Annotated in this window: 14 protein-coding genes; 8 read left to right on the top strand and 6 right to left on the bottom strand. The window is 63.3% G+C overall.

What is annotated here, in order from left to right:
• Window positions 1–102: 102 nt before the first annotated feature.
• Complete coding sequence (gene rlmKL / locus SA496_RS07945; RefSeq protein WP_120651710.1) at window positions 103–2280, bottom strand: bifunctional 23S rRNA (guanine(2069)-N(7))-methyltransferase RlmK/23S rRNA (guanine(2445)-N(2))-methyltransferase RlmL; 2178 nt, start codon at window positions 2278–2280, stop codon at window positions 103–105.
• Between the two features lie 435 nt (window positions 2281–2715).
• Between rlmKL and rmf the strand changes: the two genes are divergently transcribed.
• Window positions 2716–2931, top strand: coding sequence for a ribosome modulation factor (rmf, locus tag SA496_RS07940; protein WP_120651711.1), 216 nt, complete (start codon window positions 2716–2718; stop codon window positions 2929–2931).
• A 92-nt stretch (window positions 2932–3023) separates the two neighbouring features.
• Here rmf and SA496_RS07935 read toward each other — a convergent pair whose 3' ends face one another.
• Together SA496_RS07935 and SA496_RS07930 are read right to left on the bottom strand one after the other, a co-directional pair.
• Window positions 3024–4049 carry a quinone-dependent dihydroorotate dehydrogenase gene (locus tag SA496_RS07935; protein ID WP_120651712.1) on the bottom strand — a complete coding sequence of 342 codons (1026 nt, stop codon included), beginning with the start codon at window positions 4047–4049 and terminating at the stop codon, window positions 3024–3026.
• Between the two features lie 57 nt (window positions 4050–4106).
• Entirely contained in the window at window positions 4107–4328 is a 222-nt protein-coding gene (locus SA496_RS07930; protein WP_120651713.1) for a DUF2835 domain-containing protein, read from the bottom strand.
• 147 nt (window positions 4329–4475) lie between these two features.
• Here SA496_RS07930 and SA496_RS07925 point away from each other — a divergent pair, with 147 nt between their 5' ends.
• Complete coding sequence (locus SA496_RS07925; protein ID WP_120651714.1) at window positions 4476–5345, top strand: DUF6685 family protein; 870 nt, start codon at window positions 4476–4478, stop codon at window positions 5343–5345.
• A 351-nt stretch (window positions 5346–5696) separates the two neighbouring features.
• Here SA496_RS07925 and SA496_RS07920 read toward each other — a convergent pair whose 3' ends face one another.
• Together SA496_RS07920 and SA496_RS07915 are read right to left on the bottom strand one after the other, a co-directional pair.
• Window positions 5697–6011 carry a cupin domain-containing protein gene (locus SA496_RS07920; protein ID WP_120651715.1) on the bottom strand — a complete coding sequence of 105 codons (315 nt, stop codon included), beginning with the start codon at window positions 6009–6011 and terminating at the stop codon, window positions 5697–5699.
• 204 nt (window positions 6012–6215) lie between these two features.
• Window positions 6216–11078: an NAD-glutamate dehydrogenase gene (locus SA496_RS07915; RefSeq protein WP_153921063.1), complete on the bottom strand. Its 4863-nt coding sequence runs from the start codon at window positions 11076–11078 to the stop codon at window positions 6216–6218.
• 408 nt (window positions 11079–11486) lie between these two features.
• On the opposite strand from SA496_RS07915, the gene SA496_RS07910 reads away from it, so the two are divergent.
• The 6 genes from SA496_RS07910 to SA496_RS07885 all read left to right on the top strand — a co-directional run bounded on the left by SA496_RS07910 (window position 11487) and on the right by SA496_RS07885 (window position 18314).
• Window positions 11487–12446, top strand: coding sequence for an AAA family ATPase (locus SA496_RS07910; RefSeq protein ID WP_120651717.1), 960 nt, complete (start codon window positions 11487–11489; stop codon window positions 12444–12446).
• 122 nt (window positions 12447–12568) lie between these two features.
• A complete protein-coding gene (locus SA496_RS07905; RefSeq protein WP_120655229.1) occupies window positions 12569–13447 on the top strand; it encodes a DUF58 domain-containing protein in 879 nt (292 codons plus the stop codon).
• Window positions 13444–13935, top strand: coding sequence for a DUF4381 domain-containing protein (locus tag SA496_RS07900; protein ID WP_120651718.1), 492 nt, complete (start codon window positions 13444–13446; stop codon window positions 13933–13935). Before SA496_RS07905 ends, SA496_RS07900 begins: the two co-directional genes overlap by 4 nt.
• Window positions 13928–14947 carry a vWA domain-containing protein gene (locus tag SA496_RS07895; protein ID WP_120651719.1) on the top strand — a complete coding sequence of 340 codons (1020 nt, stop codon included), beginning with the start codon at window positions 13928–13930 and terminating at the stop codon, window positions 14945–14947. Before SA496_RS07900 ends, SA496_RS07895 begins: the two co-directional genes overlap by 8 nt.
• Window positions 14944–16665, top strand: coding sequence for a VWA domain-containing protein (locus SA496_RS07890; protein ID WP_120651720.1), 1722 nt, complete (start codon window positions 14944–14946; stop codon window positions 16663–16665). The genes SA496_RS07895 and SA496_RS07890 overlap by 4 nt, the downstream gene beginning before the upstream one ends.
• Window positions 16665–18314 carry a BatD family protein gene (locus tag SA496_RS07885; RefSeq protein WP_120651721.1) on the top strand — a complete coding sequence of 550 codons (1650 nt, stop codon included), beginning with the start codon at window positions 16665–16667 and terminating at the stop codon, window positions 18312–18314. Before SA496_RS07890 ends, SA496_RS07885 begins: the two co-directional genes overlap by 1 nt.
• Before the next feature lie 383 nt (window positions 18315–18697).
• Here the strand turns inward: SA496_RS07885 and SA496_RS07880 are convergent, their stop codons facing one another.
• Window positions 18698–21073 (bottom strand): efflux RND transporter permease subunit, encoded by a 2376-nt coding sequence (locus tag SA496_RS07880; RefSeq protein WP_120651722.1) that lies wholly within the window; start codon window positions 21071–21073, stop codon window positions 18698–18700.
• Window positions 21074–21076 lie beyond the last annotated feature (3 nt).

The following is a 21076-nucleotide window of genomic DNA, read 5'->3' as shown; positions in this document are numbered from 1 at the left end:
TCGGTATAGGCCCCCTTGACCCGACAGGTACTGCCGCGCCGCGAGGGCCACTCAAGGTGAAAGTCCGATCCCGGAACTCAGTCCCTGGCGACCCGAGCTGAATCAACGGGTGGTCAGGCGCCAGGCGCGGTGGATCTTTGCATTGCGGGCGAAATCCGGGTCCAGGGTTTCGGCGCTGATCTCGCTGACCGCGTAGCGGGACACAAGGCCCTCATCCAGTTGGAACTTGCGGAAGTTATTGGAGAAATACAGAACGCCACCTGGCGCCAGCCGCGCCATGGCCAGGTCCAGCAACTGGACATGGTCACGTTGAACGTCGAACACCCCTTCCATGCGCTTGGAGTTGGAGAAGGTCGGCGGGTCAATGAAGATCATGTCGTACTCCCCGCGATCTTCTGCCAGCCAGGCCATCACGTCGCCCTGCTGCAACCGGTGCTTGTCGGAGAAACCATTCAACGACAGGTTGCGCCGCGCCCAGTCGAGGTAGGTCTTCGACAAGTCCACGCTGGTGGTGCTACGCGCGCCACCCTTGGCCGCATGAACGCTTGCCGTGGCGGTGTAGCAGAAGAGGTTGAGGAAACGTTTACCGTCGGCCTCGCGCTGGATGCGCATGCGCATCGGGCGATGGTCGAGGAACAGGCCGGTGTCCAGGTAGTCGGTGAGGTTCACAAGTAGCTTCACGCCACCTTCACTCACCTCCATGAAGCGCCCTTCGCTGCCCTGGCGCTCGTACTGGCGGGTTCCACTCTGGCGCTCGCGCCGCTTGACCACCACGCGGGAGGGGTCCACGTCCAGCGCTTGGGGAATCGCCGCCAGCGCATCGAGCAGGCGCGCCTGAGCCTTCTCAGGGTCGATGGAACGAGGCGGTGCGTACTCCTGCACGTGCACCCAATCACCATAGAGGTCGACCGCCAGGGCATACTCGGGCATATCCGCGTCATACAGGCGATAACACTGGATACCCTCCTTGCGCGCCCACTTGCCCAGTTGCTTGAGGTTCTTCTGCAATCGATTGGCGAACATCTGGCCGCCTTCGGAGAGGCGCGCGGGCTCCGCGCGCACGGAGGTACGCTCGCCCTCCGCGGCCGCCCGACGATCACCGGTCACGAACTGTTCCGGCAACACCTTGAGCAGCAGGAGCTTGCACGCCAGGGCGCCGTTCCAGAACGCGTACTGCTTGTGGCTACGGATGCCCATACGCTTGCCCAGCTCCGGCGCACCGGTGAATACCGCCGCTTCCCACCCCAGGCACGACTGGCGCAGGCGCTCACCGAGGTTCTGATAGAGATAGAGCAGGCTGGCTTCGTCGCCAAGACGCTCGCCGTAGGGCGGATTGCTGACGACCAGGCCCTTCTGGTTCTGGTCCGGGCGCGGCTCGAAGGTGGCCAGTTCGCCTTGATAAATCTTCACCCAGTTGCTGAGGCCGGCGCGTTCGATGTTGTTGCGCCCAGGCTGGATCAGGCGGGGGTCCGCCTCGTACCCACGAATCCACAGCGGCGGTTTGGCCAGGCCGGCGTCTGCGCGGTCACGCGCCTCTTCGTGAAGCTTCTTCCACAGCGCCGGGACATGGCCCAACCAGTTGGTGAACCCCCAGCGCTCGCGCTTGAGGTTGGGCGCAATATCGGCCGCCATCATCGCCGCCTCGACCAGGAAGGTGCCAACACCACACATGGGGTCGGCCAGCGCCCCACCTTCAGCAGCGATCCTTGGCCAGCCTGAGCGGATCAGAATGGCAGCCGCCAGGTTTTCCTTGAGCGGTGCGGCCCCCTGCTGCAGGCGATAGCCACGCTGGTGCAGGCTATGGCCGGCCAGGTCGACGGACAGGATCGCCTCGCCCTTCTCCAGGCGCAGGTGGATGCGCAGGTCGGGGTTCACCTTGTCCACGGAAGGGCGCACTCCATCGGCATTGCGCAGCTTGTCCACCACAGCGTCCTTGACCTTGAGCGCACCGAAATGCGTGTTGTCGATGCCCGAACCGTGGCCACTGAACTCCACCGCCAGGCTACCGCTGGGCATCAGATGATCGTGCCAGTCCACCGCCAGCACGCCGTGATAGAGATCTTCAGCGTTCTGTACCGGGAAGCGCTTGAGCACCAGCAGCACTCGGTTGGCCAAGCGCGACCAGAGGCACAGGCGATAGGCGGTTTCCAGGTCAGCCTTGCCGCGCACTGCAGCAACCTGCTCGCGTACCTCCTGCAAGCCGAGTTGTGTAGCCTCTTCGACCAGCAGGCCTTCCAGGCTCTTCGGGCAGGTGAGAAAAAGTTCGTAGCGATCCGACATTGTGGAATCCAGGGCCTTTGCAGGCCATCAGCGGCACAGAACCTGATCTGTGCGGTAAGAAAATGTGTGACCAAAGGTCGCGGAACGGCCCTTCGTCGGAATGAAAAATTGTCTGACTCGCGCGCCAAACCAAATGGCACTACGACATCACTGCTCTGGCCAGCCCCGAAGCCACGGGGCTTAGACCGAAAAGTGGCAAAAAACGTTTCCGTCAGCTTATGGCCATTGCCACCTTCAAGTTACGTGCTTATGACAAAACGATCATTCACAGGCCAGAGGGCATTGGTTAGAACTCAGCTTAACCCGCCGCCGCAATGGCGGCGGGATGAAGGCGCGTCACGCCGGCAACGCGTCGTCGAAGGCAGAGCATTTTCTGCCGCGGTTCCGCCATTGGAACCAATGGACATAACAGTCAACAAATGAGGGCTACACCCTATGAGAAGACTTAAGCGTGATCCGATGGAACGAGCATTTTTGCGCGGCTATCAGCACGGCATCAACGGCAAATCCCGCGATCTTTGTCCTTTCACCCATCCCACCACACGGCAAGCCTGGATCAATGGTTGGCGCGAAGGCCGTGGCGATAACTGGGATGGCCTCACCGGCGCAGCCGGCATTCATCGACTGAACGAACTCCACGCCGTCGGCTGACACAGGATCACACCGACTTCACCAAGCACGCCCCATCCGGGCGGCGGGCGCAAGCCCAGGGGCTCCCAAGCGGGAGCCCTTTTTATTTGTGCTCAGTTCCTTGGCAGACCAGCGATGGCATCCACCGCCTCGCGAATCAGTGCCGGCCCCTTGTAGATGAAGCCCGAGTAAATCTGTACCAGGCTTGCACCGGCAGCGATTTTCTCCGCCGCATGACGCCCCTCGGTGATACCGCCGACAGCAATGATCGGCAGGCGACCGCCCAGTTCACCGGCCAGCACTTTCACCGTCTGGGTACTCTTGTCACGCACAGGAGCACCGGACAGGCCACCCGCCTCGTCGCCGAACGGCAGCCCTTCGACGCCTTCGCGGCCGAGGGTGGTGTTGGTGGCGATCACTGCATCCATGCCGGACTCCAACAGCGCCTTGGCCACCATTGCGGTTTCCTCGTCGCTCATGTCCGGGGCGATCTTGATGGCCAGCGGCACGTGTTTGCCGTACTGGGCAGCCAGGGCCTCCTGGCGGTTGCGCAGGGCCTCCAGCAATTGCTTCAGCGAGTCACCGAACTGCAGGCTGCGCAGGCCGGGGGTGTTCGGCGAGCTGACGTTGACCGTCACATAACTCGCGTGGTCGTAAACCTTGTCCAGGCAGATCAGGTAGTCGTCCACCGCCCGCTCTACCGGGGTGTCGAAGTTCTTGCCGATATTGATGCCCAGTACGCCGTCATACCGGGAGGCATGCACCCGCGCCAGCAGATGGTCGACGCCCAGGTTGTTGAAGCCCATGCGGTTGATGATGGCTTCGGCCTGGGGCAGACGGAATAACCGCGGTTTGGGATTGCCCGGCTGCGGGCGCGGCGTCACGGTACCGATCTCGACGAAGCCGAAGCCAAGCTGGGCGAAGCCGTCGATGGCGTCACCGTTCTTGTCCAGGCCGGCGGCCAGGCCAACCGGGTTGGGGAACTCCAGCCCCATCACCTTCACTGGCAGGCTTGCCGGTGCCTTGGTCAGCAGTCGGTTGAGGCCGAGTCGGCCACCGGCTCCGATCAGGTCGATGGAGAGTTCGTGGGAGGTTTCCGGGGACAGGGAAAAGAGCAGCTCGCGGGCCAGTTTGTACATGGTCGGTCGGGCATCGATCGGCGATATGGGCCGGCGATTATAGCTGCGCCGCCCCCTTCAGGCGAGGCGACGCAGGCTCATGAGCTTGCCATCTGCCGAGAATTCAAGCTCGAAGGTGCCACGAACCCCGGCGTGACCCAGATGTGGGCGCAGATGATGGGCAGGCAGGCTGACCTTCCGGCCATCGCGACTACGTAGCAACACACGGTTGGCCCGACCTTGATAGACTGCGACGAATTCGTCCGCAGTCAGGGAAATATCCAGCACCACGCTGGGCATGGAGGCGTCCTCGACAATGAAGAGCAGAATTCTGCCACACCGTCCGTTCGCCCTGATTCCCCGCCAAGCGGAATTGTCCGACACCCGGTTCGCGCGGCCGGCAAGCCTCTGCCACACTGCCAGCCGTGACCGAGGAGTATTCAGGCCATGAGTCAGATGCAGCCACCACCACTGAGCGCCCGCCTGGCTGCAATCGCCCAGCGCTTTGGCCTTGGTAAAGCGTCGCGCCGAGTGTTCGAACGCGCCAGTCAACTGCATCTGCCATTCCAGCAACTGCCGCCCCCCCAGGAAACCATCTGGTGGCAGGCAAGCCCGCCCCTGCAACGCCTGGTGGAACTGCCGCGCAGCGCGCTGTCAGGCCCCGTCCAGGAAGACAAGGCCGAAGCCCATGCCGTGCTGGTGGGCGTGATCAAGCGCAGCGAGCAGCACCTCTCCAGCTTCGACCTGCGCCAGGTCGATGGTTTCTGCGGCCACGACAACGAACCGCTCCCCACTGCCAGCTTCGAGGACTACCTGAGCGGCCTGCACAGCCGCAAGGTGCGCATCATCAGCTACAAGGACTTCATCAAGGCCATCAGCCTGCCGTTGCCACGCTTCCTCGCCGGCTCACCCATCAGCCTCTTCCGGGCCAACTGGTGCGGCAAGCGAGTGTTCTGGAACGGCGACCAGCATTCCGAAGCGTTTGCCGCCTCCATCGCCTACGCACGCCTGCGCGAGCTGGAAGCCACGCTCCCCGCCGAGATCATCGACTACCGCATTGACGACGGCGGCCTTGATCTGCTGGACGACCGTTACCATGTCCTGGCCATGCCGGTGCAGGCCTGGAGCGACCCCTCTTTCATGGGCCTGCTGCTGGATGGCGGCATCCCCTATTCCCGCCTGACCATCCTGCGTCATGCCGGAGCCCCGGAATTCATCCTGCTACCCAAGAAGCACGCCGATGCTACCGCCCTCGGCGAAGGCCTTCGCCTGGCCGGCGCAGCGGATGTCGTGAAATACCTGCGGGCATTGGCCTGAGGGTCGCCCGTCCAAGAAACCTCCTCCGCCACCTAGAGGCCAGGGCAGGAGGAGAAAAGTTCAGGCAAGACGAAACTGAAGCGGAAAGAAGAACAGCCGGACGGCTGGCAAAAACCGAACGCCCCCAATGATCCGGACTATGACCGACCACGCAGGCCATACGAAGGTGACCCGCTCAACGCGTCGGAATGAATGATCCAACCTCACCTGAAACCTGGCTGAATATTGGGCTACCCAATACCCGAATGACCAGAAATGTTCTGGATCGCGGGGCAGGAACTGTGCCGCAGAGTATTGCCTCGTGGCAGATGAAAGGGACAGGAATTCAGCCTGCCCCCTTCTACTGCCCCCTCATTCCTTGATGATTGCGCCGCCAAGGTGAGCGAGGAAGAACAGTGAGTCCTCCAGGGCCTCAGCGTCATGCTCCTCGTCCGGGCCAATCCGCATGTAGTCACCCGCCGCGAGAGCCAGGTCGCCAAAGCGGATGCGGCCGGACAGCACGAGGATTTCCTCCGGGCCTTCGTGGTCATGGCACGGGAAGACGGCGCCAGCCTTGAATTCAATGAAGTCCGAACCGTTGCCATTTTCACCCCAGATGGAGGCAACACGGATTCCGGGGATGCCGGACTCGACGAACTGACGGGCTGCGTTGGGGAAATGGATCATGGCGATTTCCTCGCTAGATATTTGCCTGAGACTTTAATCGTGCGCGATGCAATCGTGTACGATTTAGAAATATTGCTCCCACCGATTGGGAGTGTCAACAAACGCAGAACCGGCGTTAATCGCTAGGCCTCGCGATTCTCCGGGCGAAAAAAAGCCCCGCATGAGCGGGGCTGAGAGCACAAAGAGTCTACGGAGCCACGGTCATCACGGGATGCAGATGCCGTGCTGACCGCTTTGGGCCAGGTCCATGAGCTCGCGGTTGGCCACTGCGTACATGGCGTAGTCGGTAGCTGTGGCGGCGCGCAGTTCGATCAGCATGGCCTTCCAACGCTCCACCAGGGCGCGGTGCTGATCCAGCCACAGAGCCACACGCTCCTCGATGTCCGCCGGACCTTCGTTCATCTGCAAGACGGAGATGGTGATGGCCCGCTGCTGCCAGTCCAGGTCGTCGCGGAAAGCTTCCCGCGCCAACGCTTGCCAGTTGTTTTCCACCGGCAGGCTGGTGATCTGCTGCAGGTACCAGGACAGATCCAGCGCGCCACCCACCGCGAAGTAGGCGGTAGCCACTTCGGCGGTGTCCTTGCCGGTGACATCCGATGCCTCGATGATCGGCAGCAGCGTGTAGAGGTGGCTGGTACCAGCCACGACACGGGCCAGGTCCTCGGGTGCGCCGGCTTCCACGTAGGACTGGAAGCGTGCGAGCCACTGCTCGCGGGACGGGCCTTCGAGAAGCTCGTCCAGGCGGCCGGCCAGGGCCTCCACGCGCGGAGCAAAGTGGTTCACGTCGCGCGCTGCGTTCTGGTCTTCACGACGGCTGCGCAGGAACCAACGGGTGGCACGGCGTCCCAGACGCATCAGCTCATCCATCAGGGTCAGCTGCAGCTCGGCCGGCACCTTGTAGTCCAGCGCCTCGATCTGCTGCCACCAATGCGGCAGGCGGAACACATCGCGCACCACGACATAGGCGCCAGCCACGTTGGCCGCGCTCATGCCAGTGGACTCCTTCAGACGCTGCACGAAGGTGATGCCCATGTGGTTGACCAGGTCGTTGGCGATCTGGGTGCTGATGATTTCGCGCTTCAGACGATGGCGGCGCATGGACTCGCCGAAGGTCTCGGCCAGGCGCGCCGGAAATGCAGTCTCCATCTCCTGAGCCAGGTAGTCATCATCCGGCACCAGCGATTTCAACAGCGATTCCTTGAGGTCGATCTTGCTGTAGGAGATCAGCACCGACAGCTCGGGACGGGTCAGCCCCTGGCCATTGGCGATACGCTCGTTCAGCTCGTCGTCCGAAGGCAGGAACTCCAGGCCGCGATCCAGCTTGCCGGCGGATTCCAGGGCGGCGACCAGGCGCTTGTACTCGCCAATCTTCTCGCGGGCACGGCGTTGTGCCAGGGACAGCGCCTGGGTCTGCTTGTAGTTGTTGCCCAGTACCAGGTTGCCCACGTCGTCGGTCATCTCGGCCAGCAGCTTGTTGCGCTGTTTGCCGGTCATGTCGCCGTTGGCCACGATCTCGTTGAGCAGGATCTTGATGTTGACCTCATGGTCCGAGCAGTCCACGCCGCCGGCATTGTCGATGAAGTCGGTGTTGCTGGCGCCGCCATTGAGGCCGTACTCGACGCGACCCAGTTGGGTCATGCCGAGGTTGCCGCCCTCGCCCACCACCTTGGCGCGCAGTTCGCGGCCGTCCACGCGCAGCGCGTCGTTGGCCTTGTCGCCCACATCGGCATGGCTCTCGCTGCTGGCCTTGACGTAGGTGCCGATGCCGCCGTTCCAGAGCAGGTCGACCGGAGCTTTGAGCAGAGCATTGAGCAGTTCGGTCGGGGTCAGTTTGTCGGCCTCGATCTCGAAGCGCTGCTGCATCTGCGGACTGATGGCGATGCTCTTGGCGCTGCGCAGGAAAATGCCACCTCCCTCGGAGATCAGCTTGGTGTCGTAGTCGGCCCAGGACGAGCGCGGCAGATCGAACATGCGCTTGCGCTCGATGAAACTGGACGCCGCGTCCGGGTTCGGGTCGATGAAGATGTGCATGTGGTTGAAGGCGGCCACCAGCTGCAGCTTGTCTGACAGCAGCAGGCCGTTGCCGAATACGTCACCGGCCATGTCACCGATGCCGATCACGGTGAAGTGATCCTTCTGAACATCGATGCCGCGTTCGCGGAAGTGACGCTGCACCGACACCCAGCCACCCTTGGCAGTGATGCCCATGCCCTTGTGGTCGTAGCCAGCCGAACCGCCGGAGGCGAAGGCGTCACCCAGCCAGAAGCCATAGTCCTGGGCAATGCCGTTGGCGATGTCGGAGAAGGTCGCGGTGCCCTTGTCGGCGGCGACTACCAGATAGGGGTCGTCGGCGTCGTGGCGCACCACGTTGGCCGGTGGCACCACCTTGCCTTCCTTCAGGTTGTCAGTGACGTCCAGCAGACCGGAGATGAAGATGCGGTAGCAGGCGATGGCTTCGTTCTGGATGTCGTCACGGGTGCCGCCAACCGGCAGGCGACGCGGGATGAAGCCGCCCTTGGCGCCCATGGGCACGATCACCGCGTTCTTCACCTGCTGTGCCTTCACCAGGCCCAGCACCTCGGTACGGAAGTCTTCCTCGCGATCGGACCAGCGCAGGCCGCCACGGGCCACATCGCCGAAGCGCAGGTGCACGCCCTCGACACGCGGGCAATAGACGAAGATTTCGAACTTGGGCACCGGACGCGGGATTTCCGGAATCAGGCGCGGGCTCAGCTTGAAGCTGAAGTAGGACTTGTTCTGGCCGGCCGCGTCGGGCTGGTAGAAGTTGGTGCGCAGGGTCGCCTTGATGAGGTCCAGGTAGCGACGCAGGATGCGGTCTTCGTTGAGCACCGCAACGTTGTCCAGCTCACTGAGGATGGCGTGCTCCAGTTTCTGCTGCTTGTCCTCCAGATCGTCTGCCGCCAGCTTGCGCGCCAGGTAGAAGCGGGTCTTGAACAGACGCACCAGCTCCTTGGCGATGTTGGCGTGGTTCAGCAGGGTGCTGGCGATGTAGGACAGGTCGAAGCCCAGGCGAATCTGCTTCAGGTAGCGCGCATAGGCACGCAGCAGGGCAACATCGCGCCACGGCATGGCGGCAGTCAGCACCAGGCGGTTGAAGGCATCGTTCTCGGCGTGGCCGCCAACGATATGGACGAAGGCGTCCTGCAGCGTGTCGTTCAGCTCCTGGAGGTCCACCTCATCACCCAGGGCGCTGGTGAAGGCGAAATCGTGAATCCAGTACTGGCGGCCGTCCTGGCGCGCAAGGCGGTAGGGGAACTCACCCAGCACGCGCAGGCCGAGGTTCTCCAGGATCGGCAGCACATCGGACAGCGCCAGCGGCGTGTCGGCGTGGTAGAGCTTGCAGTGCAGCTGCTGCTCGCCCTGGACCAGCGGCTGGTAGAAGCTCATCACCAGCGGGCGCTCGTCGGACAGGCTATGCAGGTGCTGCATGTCCACCACCGCCGAGTGCGGGGCGAAGCGCTCGCGATAGCCGGCCGGGAAGCCTTTCGGGAAGTCGGCCAGGACACGGGTGCCCTGTCCTTCACCGAAGCTTTCGTTGACCAGGCTGGCGTAATCGTCCTTCCAGGAGCGACAAGCCTGGATGACTTCCTTCTCCAGTAGCGCGATATCGACGTTCAGCTTGATCTTCGGGTCCAGGCGCAGGATGAATTGCACGCGCGCCAGCACGGATTCGGAGAAGAAGGTCCAGAACTCGCAGTCGGTGGCCTGCAGGCGATCCATCAGGATCTGCTGGATCTTCAGGCGCGTCTCGGTGGAGTACACATCGCGCGGCACATAGGCCAGCGCATAGGCGAAGCGGCCATAGGGGTCACGGCGCAGGAACAGGCGGATCTTGTTGCGTTCCTGCATCTGCACGATGGACATGGCGGTGGTGAACAGATCGGCCACCGGGGTCTGGAACAGGTCGTCACGCGGCAGTACTTCCAGGACCTGGGCCAGTTCCTTGCCCAGGTGAGCCTTGGCATCGAAGCCGGAACGGCGCTGGATTTCCGCCACTTTGCGGCGGATGTAGGGAATATGCTCGACGCTTTCGGCGTACACCGAGGAGGTGTAGAGGCCCATGAAGCGGCACTCCTTTACCACCTTGCCCTTGGCATCCAGCTCACGGATGGAGACGAAGTCCGGATAAGCCGGGCGGTGCACGCGACTCGGTTCGGCTGCCTTGGCAAAGGACAGCAGATTGGGCTCGCGCAGGTACTCCAGCGCCTCGGCCTCGATGTGCACGTCGTCCTTTTTCAGGCCCGCACGGCGCAGCCTGGAAACCCCCAGCAGGGATTTCTCGTCATAAACCAGGTGACCGCCGTTCTTGTCGTCGGCCACGGTGAATTCTTCATAGCCGAGGAAGGTGAAATGGTCGTCCAGGATCCAGTCCATGAACACCTTCACTTCCTTCAGCTCTTCGCCATCGACCTTCAGCTTGGCCTTGTCCAGCCAGGCCAGCAGCTCCTGGGCCTTGGCCTTCATCGGCTTGAAGTCCGCCACGGCCACGCGAACCTCGCCAAGCACTTCCAACAGAGCCTTTTCCAGGGTCTTCATGGCACCGTTGTTGGCACAGCGGTCGATTTCCAGGTACATCAGCGCTTCCTGGCGCACATCCTTGCCCTGGGTACCCTTGGGCAGGACTTCCTGCAGTTCGCCCTTGGCATTGCGACGCACGCTGAGCACGTTGTTCTGCAGGGTATGGATGCTATAGCCGCGACGGTTAAGCTCCATGCGCACCGAGTCCACCAGGAAGGGGATGTCGGGGTGCAGCACTTCCACGGCGGTATGGGTGGACTGCCAGCCGTGTTTCTCGTAGTCGGGGTTGAATACCCGCACTTCAGGGCTGGCGGGGTCGAAGCGCTCCAGCAGGCGCCAGGACGACAGGGTGCAGCCGGCCAGGTCGGACATGCGGCGCTGGGTCAGCTCGTCGAGCGCGATGATGCCGAAGAATTGTTCGGCGAACAGGGAAACTTGTGGCAATGCCTGTTCGCTGACGTGCTGCGCCAGGGCCGCTTGCAGTTGGTGCTGGAAGTCGGCTTTGCTGGCCGCCGTGAAGAACGCCATGGTTGTGCTCCGCTAGGCTCGTTTTGTTGGGGTTAAGCGTAGAACGCTTAAGAGGCGGAGAAAGGGCCACAGGTCGATCCGGGCAGTGCGACCCTGCTCCGGGCAAGCGCCGGGAAACAACTGCGACCCGGCGGTCACCATTGCCGCGAAAGCTTAACGAGGGAGCAATGCAGCGCGCTTACGGTGCTGCGACATATTCGTTCAATCAGCGTCCGCCTATACCAATGTACAAGTGCCCATCCAGAGGCACTGGAGCGAACCAGCGAAGAGACCAAATATCCGGCCCTGTCACGGAACCAACGCCTGAATTCAGGCTCTTCTAGGCCGCCTCCCCTGGTCTGGATTAAAGTTATGCATCAACACCGGAGGGCTTACAGCTCTCTTTTCCCCAGCTCAACGAGTCCATCGATGGAACACCGTGAAGCGCTAGTCACCCTTCGAAACTTCCTTTCCACGCAAATCCTCGGTCAGGAAAAACTCATCGATCGCCTGCTGGTCGCTTTGCTTGCCGACGGCCACCTGCTGGTGGAAGGCGCGCCCGGCCTGGCCAAGACCAAGGCCATCAAGGATCTGGCCGACGGCGTGGAAGCAGAGTTCCATCGCATCCAGTTCACCCCGGACCTGTTGCCGGCTGACATCACCGGCACCGAGATCTACCGCCCTGAGAACGGAAGTTTCGTCTTCCAGCAGGGGCCGATCTTCCACAACCTGGTGCTCGCGGACGAGATCAACCGTGCACCGGCCAAGGTGCAGTCGGCCCTACTGGAAGCCATGGCCGAACGCCAGGTATCCATCGGCCGCTCCACCTACGCCCTGCCTCCGCTGTTCCTGGTTATGGCAACCCAGAACCCGATCGAGCAGGAAGGTACCTATCCCCTCCCTGAAGCCCAGCTTGACCGTTTCCTGATGCACGTACGGATCGGCTTCCCGGACGCGTCGGTGGAACGCAAGATTCTCCAGCAGGCCCGCGGCGAGGCACTGCATGGCGAGACGCGTGCCGAACACCAGGTCAGCCAGCAGGCGATCTTCGCCGCGCGCAAGGAAATCCTCGGGCTCTACATGGCCGACGCGGTGGAGGAATACCTGGTGCACCTGGTCATGGCCACCCGCACCCCAGCCAAATTCGACAGCGAGCTTGCCGAGTGGCTGGCCTGGGGCGCGAGCCCACGAGGCTCCATCGCACTGGACCGCTGCGCCCGCGCCCATGCCTGGATGGCAGGCCGCGACTTCGTCAGCCCGGAGGACATCCAAGCGGTGCTCTTCGACGTGTTGAGGCATCGCCTGATTCTCTCTTTCGAAGCAGAAGCTGCCGGTATCGACCAGGACCGGGTGATCCAGCGCATCCTGGATGTGGTAGCGGTGGCTTGATGCGCCTGAAAGCGGCGGCCTGGAGATTCCGGATCAGGAAGCGCCGTCCGGCGACTGCTGGCTTCGCCCCACCGGCTGCCAGCGCGGAAGGCGTGCACGTAGACCTGGCCGAACTGATCGACATGCGCCATCGGGTTCGGGAAGTGCAGCTGTTCTCCAGCCCCGCCCGGCGCAGTCCACTGATCGGCCTGCACCACTCCAAGCTGCGTGGCCGTGGCGTGGACTTCGACCAGGTGCGCATCTACCAGGCAGGCGACGACGTTCGCACCATCGACTGGCGCGTCACCGCACGCACCCAGGAACCCCACACCAAGCTGTTCCACGAAGAGCGCGAACGGCCGGTGTTCATCATGGTCGAGCAAAGCCAGCGGCTGTTCTTCGGCACCGGGCTGGTGTTCAAGTCGGTGCTCGCCGCGCAGGCCGCCAGCCTCATCGGCTGGGCCGCCCTGGCCCACAACGACCGGGTCGGAGGCCTGGTGTTCAGTGACCAGGACCACCACGAAATCAAACCTCGGCGCAGCAAGCAGAGCCTCCTGCAATTGCTGAACCGCCTGGCCCGTGCCAACCAGGCCCTCGGCAGTCCGGGCGGTGCCCAGCGCGAAGGTTTCAGCCTGGCCCTGCGCCGCGCCCGCGAGGTACTGCGCCCGGGCAGCCTGGTGGTGATTCTCTGCGACGAGCGCACCCTTTCCGATACCGCCGAGCAGCAGATCAGTCTCCTCTCTCGTCACACCGACCTGATCCTGATGCCGGTTTCCGATCCGCTGGACCATGCGCTGCCGGCTGCCGGCCTGCTGCGTTTCGCCGAACACGGTGCACAGCTGGAACTGGACACCCACGCCAGCGACCTGCGCCAGGCCTATCGCGAGATGGGTGAGGCCCGAGTGGCACGCTGGGAGCGCCTCGCCCAGCGACTCGGCGTTCTGCTGCTGCCGCTGTCCACCCAGGAAGGCATGATCGATCAACTGCGCGACTACTTGCAGCACCGAGGCGGCAAGCAATGAACCCACTGGACGGACTGGAACCCCTTATCGAGCCAACGCCCATTCCCTGGTGGCCGCCGGCACCCGGCTGGTGGTGCCTGCCGCCCTTGCTCGCGCTGCTGGCATGGGCTATCTGGCGCTGGTGGCGACTCCGGACACGCCCAGCCGCGGAAGAAGCCGAACAACCCCTGGACCCTCTGCGCCAGGCCGCCCTGGATGAACTGGCGCGCCTGCCAAAACCCTACGACGGCGCACCTGCCGGCCCCTGGCTGCAGGAACTCAACGGTCTGCTCAAACGTCTGTGCCGCATGCACTACCCCGGAGACCAGAGCCACACCCTCAGCGGTCGCGCCTGGCTGGCCTATCTCGACAACCGCTGCCCGGCCGCTGGCCTGACACGCTGGATGCTGTTGGTCGAAGGCGCCTATCGCCCGCAGTGCAAACTGGACGACAAGGCCATCGCCGGCCTCTACCAGTCCGTCGAGACCTGGATCCGCAAGCATGTTTGAGTTCGCCTGGCCCTGGATCTTTCTCCTCGCCCCGCTGCCCTGGGTGCTGCGCCTGCTACTGCCGCCGGCAGACAGCGGTGAAGCGGCGCTCAAGGTGAGCTTCCTCGCCGACCTCGAAGGCCTGGTGGGCCGGCGCGCCCGCGCCAACCTGCCGGCCTGGCGTCAACAGGCGCCCTTCGCCCTGCTCTGGCTGTTGCTGCTCTGCGCCGCCGCTCGCCCGGAGTGGGTCGGCGAGCCGCAACCATTGCCCACCAGCGGACGCGACCTGCTACTGGCGGTGGATGTGTCCGGGTCCATGGATTACGCCGACATGCAATGGGAAGAGGAAGAAGTCAGCCGACTCACCCTGGTGAAACACCTGATGGGCGAGTTCATCGACGGCCGCCGCGGCGATCGCATCGGCCTAATCCTGTTCGGCAGCCAGGCGTACCTGCAGGCGCCCCTGACGTTCGACCGACAAACCGTGCACACCTGGCTGGACGAGGCCCTGATCGGCATCGCTGGCAAGAACACTGCCGTCGGCGACGCCATTGGCCTGGCGGTTAAACGCCTGCGCCAGCGGCCAGCTGACAGCCGCGTGCTGGTGCTGATCACCGATGGCGCCAACACCGGTGGCGAGATTGACCCGCTGACGGCCGCGCGCCTGGCTGCCGAAGAGAAGGTGAAGATCTACACCATCGGCATCGGCGCCGATCCGGAGCAAAGTGATGTACTGGGAATCCTCGGCCTCAATCCAAGCATGGATCTGGACGAGCCGACCCTGACCGCGATCGCCGAACAGACTGGCGGTCAGTATTTCCGCGCACGCAATAGCAAGGAACTGGAAGAAATCGAAGTAAGCCTGGATCGCCTGGAGCCGGTGACCCAGCGAGCCAGCCAGGCTCGTCCGGCATTTTCCCTGTACAGCTGGCCCCTGGCCGGGGCCTTGCTGCTGAGCGTCTTACTGGTCTGCCGAGTACTCTGGCCCCACGCCCTGCAGCAGCGACCCCAATGGCTACGGAGGCGCCCATGATGGAGCTCTGGCCCCACTGGCTGCGCCCTATATGGCTGCTTCTGCTACCGCTGCTGGGCTGGCTGCTCTGGCAGCTCTGGCACCGCGAGCGGCGCAGCGGCCGCTGGGAACAACTGCTGCCACGTGCCTTCCAGCCCTGGCTACTGAGCGGCGGCAGCCAACGCAATAACCGCCTGCCCTGGCTTGCCCTTGGTCTGGCCTGGCTGCTGTGCCTGCTGGCCCTTCTCGGTCCCACCTGGCAACAGATGGAGCAGAGCACGCAGAAGCGCGCCGACCCACTGGTGGTAATGCTGGAACTGACGCCGTCCATGCTCGCCAGCGACATCGCGCCGAGCCGTCTGGAGCAGGCGAAACGCAAGCTGCGTGACCTGCTGGACGCGCGCCGCGACGCGCAGACGGCGATCGTCGTCTATGCCGGCAGTGCCCACAGCCTGGTTCCGCTCTCCGACGACCTGATGACCAGCCTCAACCTGATCGACTCCCTGAAGCCCTCGATCATGCCGCAGCAGGGGCACCGTGCCGACCTTGCCGTCGCCAAGGCCCTGACGCTGCTGGAACAGGGCGCACAGGGCCAGGGACGCCTTCTGCTGATTACCAGCGGACTCGACGACGAGGAGCAGGCTGGTATCCGCAAGGCCCTCGGATCACGCGCAGAGCGCCTGGTCATTCTGGGTATCGGCACGGCAGCCGGCGCCCCCATCGCTCAGGAGGGAGGCGGCTTCCTAAAGGATGATCAGGGCGCCATCCTTCTGCCCAAGCTCGACGGTTCCCAACTGCGCCGTTTCGCCGCAAACCTGGGCGGCCGCTACGCTGAAGTCCGACTTGATGAAGGTGATCTGCGTAGCCTGGAACTGCTCGATGGCCCCAGTAGCCTGCGCGAGAGCGGCGAGATCGCCCGCCTTGCGGCCTGGGCTGATCAGGGCCACTGGTTGCTGCTGCCGCTGCTGCTCATCGCTGCCTGCGCGGGCCGCCGTGGCTGGCTGTTCTGCCTTCCATTGCTGCTGGTGCTTCCCCGCCCAAGCCTCGCCATGGATTTCGAAGACCTCTGGCTGCGTCCGGACCAACAAGGCCAACGTCTGCTGGAAGCCCAGCAACCAGCCGAGGCGGCCAGGCGCTTCAGCGATCCACGCTGGCAGGGTATTGCCCTCTATCAGGCTGGCGACTACACCGAGGCCGCAACACGATTCGCCCAGGGCGATACGGCGGCCGACCACTACAACCGCGGCAATTCCCTGGCCCAAGCCGGCGAACTTGAAGCGGCGGTAGATGCCTACGATTCGGCCTTGCAACGCCAGCCGGACCTGGCGGCAGCAACAAAGAACAAGACGCTGGTGGAAGACCTGCTGCGTCAGCGCGAGGCCGAGAGCAGAGCTGGCGACCAGGAAGCGCAGAACAGTGAAAAGCAGCAGACTGGCCAGGGCCGCGAGGCAAATGCTGCGAAACAACAGGAGGGCGAACAAAGTGCCGAGCAGAACGCCCAGCAGCAGGCTGGCGGTGAAGCCCAACCAGGTGGGTCGACGCGGCCGGGCCAGGGCGGCACCGCCGAACAGGCGCTCTCCCAGAACACCACACAAAGCCAATCCGCCAGCAACGAGCCTTTGGGCGACGAACGTCGCCAGGCCCTCGAACAATGGCTTCGGCAGATTCCGGACGACCCGGCCGAGCTGCTGCGCCGCAAGTTCTGGTACGAACAGCAACAGCGCCAGGAAGAACAGTGATGACGCGCCTGCTATGCACCCTACTTCTCAGCCTGATGGCGCTGACGGCCCTGGCCGCCGGCTTCACCGCCACCGTCGATCGCACGCGGTTGAGCGAAGGTGAAACCGTCGAGCTGACCCTTGAGTCTTCCGACCCGACCCTGTTCGGCAAACCGGACCTGACGCCCCTGAACGACACCTTCGAAGTTCTCGCCACCCGTCAGATCAACCAGCTCGGCACCTTCAACGGCAAGAACGACCGCGCCACCCGTTGGATCATCACCCTGCAGCCGAAGCAGACCGGCTTCGTCACCATCCCGGCTTTGAAGCTGGGCGATGTTCACAGTGCCCCGATCACCCTGCACGTGCAAAAAGCCGAGAAAAGCGAGAAATCCGGCAGCAGCAATCTGGCCCCGGTCTTCATCGACGCCAGCCTCGACCAGGAAAGTGTCTATGTACAGGCGCAGGCCATCCTCACCCTGCGCATCTACCATTCGGTGTCCCTCTACGATGACAGCAGCCTCAGCCCGCTGCAGATGAACGACGCCCGTGTCGAGCAGCTGGGTGATCCGCGCACATATGAGAAGGAGATCAACGGCGTTCGCCATGGTGTGATCGAAGTGCGCTACGCCGTCTTTCCGCAGAAGAGCGGTGTTCTGAACATTCCCCCGCAGGTGTTCAGCGCGACCTTGGTCGATCCGGGCAGCGATACCGGCTACCAACCCTTTGGCCCGCGCCCCGGCAAGCTGACGCGGGTGAACTCGCCGCGCATACCCCTCACCGTCATGCCCAAGCCCTCCGAGTATCCTGCCGACGCACCCTGGCTGCCGGCACGCAATCTGACCCTGACCGAATCCTGGAGCCCCGATCCGACCAGCGCGCAGACCGGTGATTCGCTGACTCGCAGCCTGCTACTCAATGTAGAGGGCCTCTCCAGCGCCCAGATCCCGCCATTGCCGGCGACACAGGCCCAAGGCTTGCGCCGCTATCCCGACCAGCCGCAGATGGGCAACAAGATCGACGACCGCGGAATCATCGGTAGCCGCGAAGAGCGCGAAGCGCTGGTGCCCACCACCAGCGGCCGCCTGGACCTGCCGGCAGTGACCGTGACCTGGTGGAATACCCGCGACAACCGCCTGGAGCGCAGCGAAATTCCTGCACGCACCCTGGAGGTCGCCAGCAATCCCGAACTCGAAACAGCGCCTGCGCTATCGGTTGGGACGCAGGTCGGCAATGCGATCGGCCAGGCGCTCGTCTGGCCCTGGCAGCTCGCCTGCGCGCTGCTCGCCTGCACTACCCTTCTGGGCTTTGGCCTGTGGTGGCGCGCGCGTCGCCAACCAGCAATCCTGCCCACGATCCAGGCCGGTCCCAGCCCACGCACCCTGCTGGACGAACTGCGCCGTGCCTGCCAATCCAACGATCCCCACGCGACACGCCAGGCCCTGGACAACTGGGCTCGCCAGCAGCCGGAAACCCTCGCTGACATGGCCGCCCGCTTCGTACCGTTGTCAGATGCCATGGACGGACTCAACGGCGCGCTCTACAGCGAAGCCGGCCTGCACTGGCAGGGCGAAGACCTCTGGAAAGCCATTCGCGCCCTGCCTGCCGCCCAGCTGGAACAACTGGCCACTGGCGAACCGAGCCAACTGCCGCCGCTGTATCCGCGCTGACGCCTGGAGCCTCGCGCTTACCTTGTTGGGACGAATTCGTTCCGTAGGTTGGTACGAGCCCGCGAGGCCCAACGTGGGGACTCGACCGCGATCGTTGGGCTTCGCCGCGCTCTGCCGCAACCTACGGATTGCCTAGACCCCCTCTGCAGCCTCGAACTTCCCTTGTAGGGGCGAACTCACTCGCCACCCAGGTAGGGTGCGCCGCGTGCACCAGCGATCAGACCGGCGCGAGAGCTGAATCCGCAATCGGTGCGCATGGTGCACCCTACGACGGCAGCTCTGCGCATACCCTGTGCGAGCGCACTCATTCGCCGACTCGTTACGTTCGAAAGCCCATAAAAAAACCGCGGCCAGGGCCGCGGTTTTTTATTCAACGATCAGGCTCAGTGGGCCAGCAGCGAACCACCGACCTTGCCCGCCAGCTTCTCGGGCTTGATCAGGAAGCGCGCCAGGGCCGGCAGCAGCCACAGGGCACCGAACATGTTCCAGAGGAGCATGAAGGTGAGCATCAGACCCATGTCAGCCTGGAACTTGATGGCCGAGAAGATCCAGGTGGCGACACCGATGGCCAGGCAAAGGCCCGTGAAGAGCACGGCCTTGCCGGTGGACTTCAGGGTCTCGTAGTAGGCCTCCTGCAGCGGCAGGCCAGCACGCAGGAAGCTTTCCAGGCGGCTGTAGATATAGATGCCGTAGTCGACGCCGATACCCACGCCCAGCGCGATCACCGGCAGGGTTGCCACTTTCACGCCAATACCCAGCCAGGCCATCAACGCGTTGCCCAGCACCGAGGTGAGGATCAGCGGCAGTACGATGCACAGGGTGGCAGCGATGGAGCGGAAGGTGATCAGGCACATCACGGCAACGCAGATGTACACCAGGATCAGGATGGTCAGTTCGGCCTGGGCGATCACCTCGTTGGTGGCTGCTTCGATACCGGCGTTACCGGCGGCGAGGAGGAACTGCAGACCATCCTTGTTGTGATCCTTGGCGAACTCTTCCACGGTCTTCACGGCACGGGAGAGCGTCTCGGCCTTGTGGTCGTTGAGGAACACCAGTACCGGGGCCAGCGAGCAATCGGAGTTGTACAGGCCTTCGGCGCGGCTGATGGAGTTGTTCAGCACGTCCTGGTTGCGGGAAAGGGTTTCCCACTTCAGGTTGCCTTCGTTCATCCCTTTGATCACCTGCTTGGAGACGGTGACCATGGAGATGGCGGACTGCACGCCCGGAGTGTTCTCCATCTTCCACATCAACTCGTCCACCGGCGCCAGGGTTTCATGGGTGGAGCAGCCTTCCGGGCCGGTCTTGACCATGACTACCAGTACGTCAGAGCTGGTGGAGTAGTTGTTGATGATGAAGTTGTTGTCCTGGTTGTAGCGCGAATCCGGACGCAGCTCCGGCGCACCCTGGTCGAGGTCGCCGATCTTCAGGTTCTGGCCGTACCACAGGCCGCCGCCGAAGGCGATCAAAGCGATGACCACGGAAATCGGAGCCACCACCGGATGGGCGAAGTTGGACAGCAGGCGCCAGAACGGATGGTCGCGCACCGCGTCCTTCTTGCTGCGCTCGATGGCCTTCTTGCTGATGCCGACGTAGGAGATCGCAACCGGCAACAGGATCAGGTTAGTGAAGACGATCACCGCAACACCGATGGAAGCGCCGATGGCCAACTCGCGGATCACGCCGATGTCGATGATCAGCAGGGTGATGAAGCCCACTGCGTCAGCGAGGATGGCGATCATGCCCGGCAGGAACAGCTGGCGGAACGTGCGCCGCGCGGCGGTCAGGGCGTTGTCGGCGTCACTGGATTGCAGGGCGATACCGTTGATCTTCTGCACGCCGTGGGAAATACCGATGGCGAAGATCAGGAAGGGCACAAGCATCGAGTACGGGTCGAGACCAAAGCCCACGGTGTGCATCAGACCCAGCTGCCAGATCACCGCCACCAGCGTGGTGGAAAGTACGGCGATGGTGCTGCGGATACACCAGGTGAACCAGTAGAGCAGCACCAGGGTGATGAAGAAGGCGATGCCGAAGAACATCACCACCATGATCAGGCCGTCGATCAGGTCACCCACCTTCTTGGCGAAGCCCACTACGTGGACCTTCACATTGGGGTTCTGGGCCTGGTACTTGTCACGGATCTTTTCTTCCAGCTCATGGGAGAACTGGCGGTAGTCGAGCTTCATCAGCTTGCCCTGGTCGTTCGGGTCCGGATAGGACTCGAGCAGCGGCACATCGACGATGCTGGACTTGAAGTTGTTGGCCACCAGACGGCCAATCTGGCCGGACTTGAGCACGTTGTTGCGCAGCTCTTCCAGGCTGGCTGGCGAGCCGTCGTAGGTCTGCGGAATGACTTCGCCACCGGCGAAGCCTTCTTCGGTCACTTCGGTCCAGCGAACGCTCGGACTCCACAGGGACTTCAGACCGGAACGGTCCACGCCGGAGATGTAGAAGACCTCGTCATGGATCTGACGCAGGGTTTCCATGTACTCCTTGGTGAAGATGTCGCCGTCGACCGCTTCCACCGAGATACGCACGGTGTTACCCAGGTTGGCCAGGTCATTGCGGTGTTCCAGCATCTTCTGGATGTACGGATGATGCAGCGGGATCATCTTCTCGAAGCTGGTGGAGGGCCGTACGTGCATGGCCTGCCAGAAGAGGAAGATGCTGACCAGCAGGCAGATGATGATCACCGCCGGCCGGTTGTTGAAGATCAGGCGCTCCAGAAAGGTCGCCTTGTCCTGGTGATGGGTACTCATCGA

Origin of the sequence: Pseudomonas sp. JS3066 (assembly GCF_036328175.1) — a bacterium.
Taxonomy (GTDB): Bacteria; Pseudomonadota; Gammaproteobacteria; order Pseudomonadales; family Pseudomonadaceae; genus Metapseudomonas.
The sequence above is the reverse complement of the archived record's forward strand: the minus strand, read 5'-3'. Positions and strand labels throughout refer to the sequence as shown.

Excerpts from the sequence above, each read along its gene's own strand:
- SA496_RS07880 (WP_120651722.1), bottom strand. The coding sequence starts at position 21,073 with ATGAGTACCCATCACCAGGACAAGGCGACCTTTCTGGAGCGCCTGATC.
- SA496_RS07895 (WP_120651719.1), top strand. The coding sequence starts at position 13,928 with ATGTTTGAGTTCGCCTGGCCCTGGATCTTTCTCCTCGCCCCGCTGCCC.
- rmf (WP_120651711.1), top strand. The coding sequence starts at position 2,716 with ATGAGAAGACTTAAGCGTGATCCGATGGAACGAGCATTTTTGCGCGGC.
- SA496_RS07930 (WP_120651713.1), bottom strand. The coding sequence starts at position 4,328 with ATGCCCAGCGTGGTGCTGGATATTTCCCTGACTGCGGACGAATTCGTC.
- SA496_RS07935 (WP_120651712.1), bottom strand. The coding sequence starts at position 4,049 with ATGTACAAACTGGCCCGCGAGCTGCTCTTTTCCCTGTCCCCGGAAACC.
- SA496_RS07900 (WP_120651718.1), top strand. The coding sequence starts at position 13,444 with ATGAACCCACTGGACGGACTGGAACCCCTTATCGAGCCAACGCCCATT.
- SA496_RS07885 (WP_120651721.1), top strand. The coding sequence starts at position 16,665 with ATGACGCGCCTGCTATGCACCCTACTTCTCAGCCTGATGGCGCTGACG.
- SA496_RS07910 (WP_120651717.1), top strand. The coding sequence starts at position 11,487 with ATGGAACACCGTGAAGCGCTAGTCACCCTTCGAAACTTCCTTTCCACG.
- SA496_RS07915 (WP_153921063.1), bottom strand. The coding sequence starts at position 11,078 with ATGGCGTTCTTCACGGCGGCCAGCAAAGCCGACTTCCAGCACCAACTG.
- SA496_RS07920 (WP_120651715.1), bottom strand. The coding sequence starts at position 6,011 with ATGATCCATTTCCCCAACGCAGCCCGTCAGTTCGTCGAGTCCGGCATC.
- SA496_RS07905 (WP_120655229.1), top strand. The coding sequence starts at position 12,569 with ATGCGCCATCGGGTTCGGGAAGTGCAGCTGTTCTCCAGCCCCGCCCGG.
- SA496_RS07890 (WP_120651720.1), top strand. The coding sequence starts at position 14,944 with ATGATGGAGCTCTGGCCCCACTGGCTGCGCCCTATATGGCTGCTTCTG.
- SA496_RS07925 (WP_120651714.1), top strand. The coding sequence starts at position 4,476 with ATGAGTCAGATGCAGCCACCACCACTGAGCGCCCGCCTGGCTGCAATC.
- rlmKL (WP_120651710.1), bottom strand. The coding sequence starts at position 2,280 with ATGTCGGATCGCTACGAACTTTTTCTCACCTGCCCGAAGAGCCTGGAA.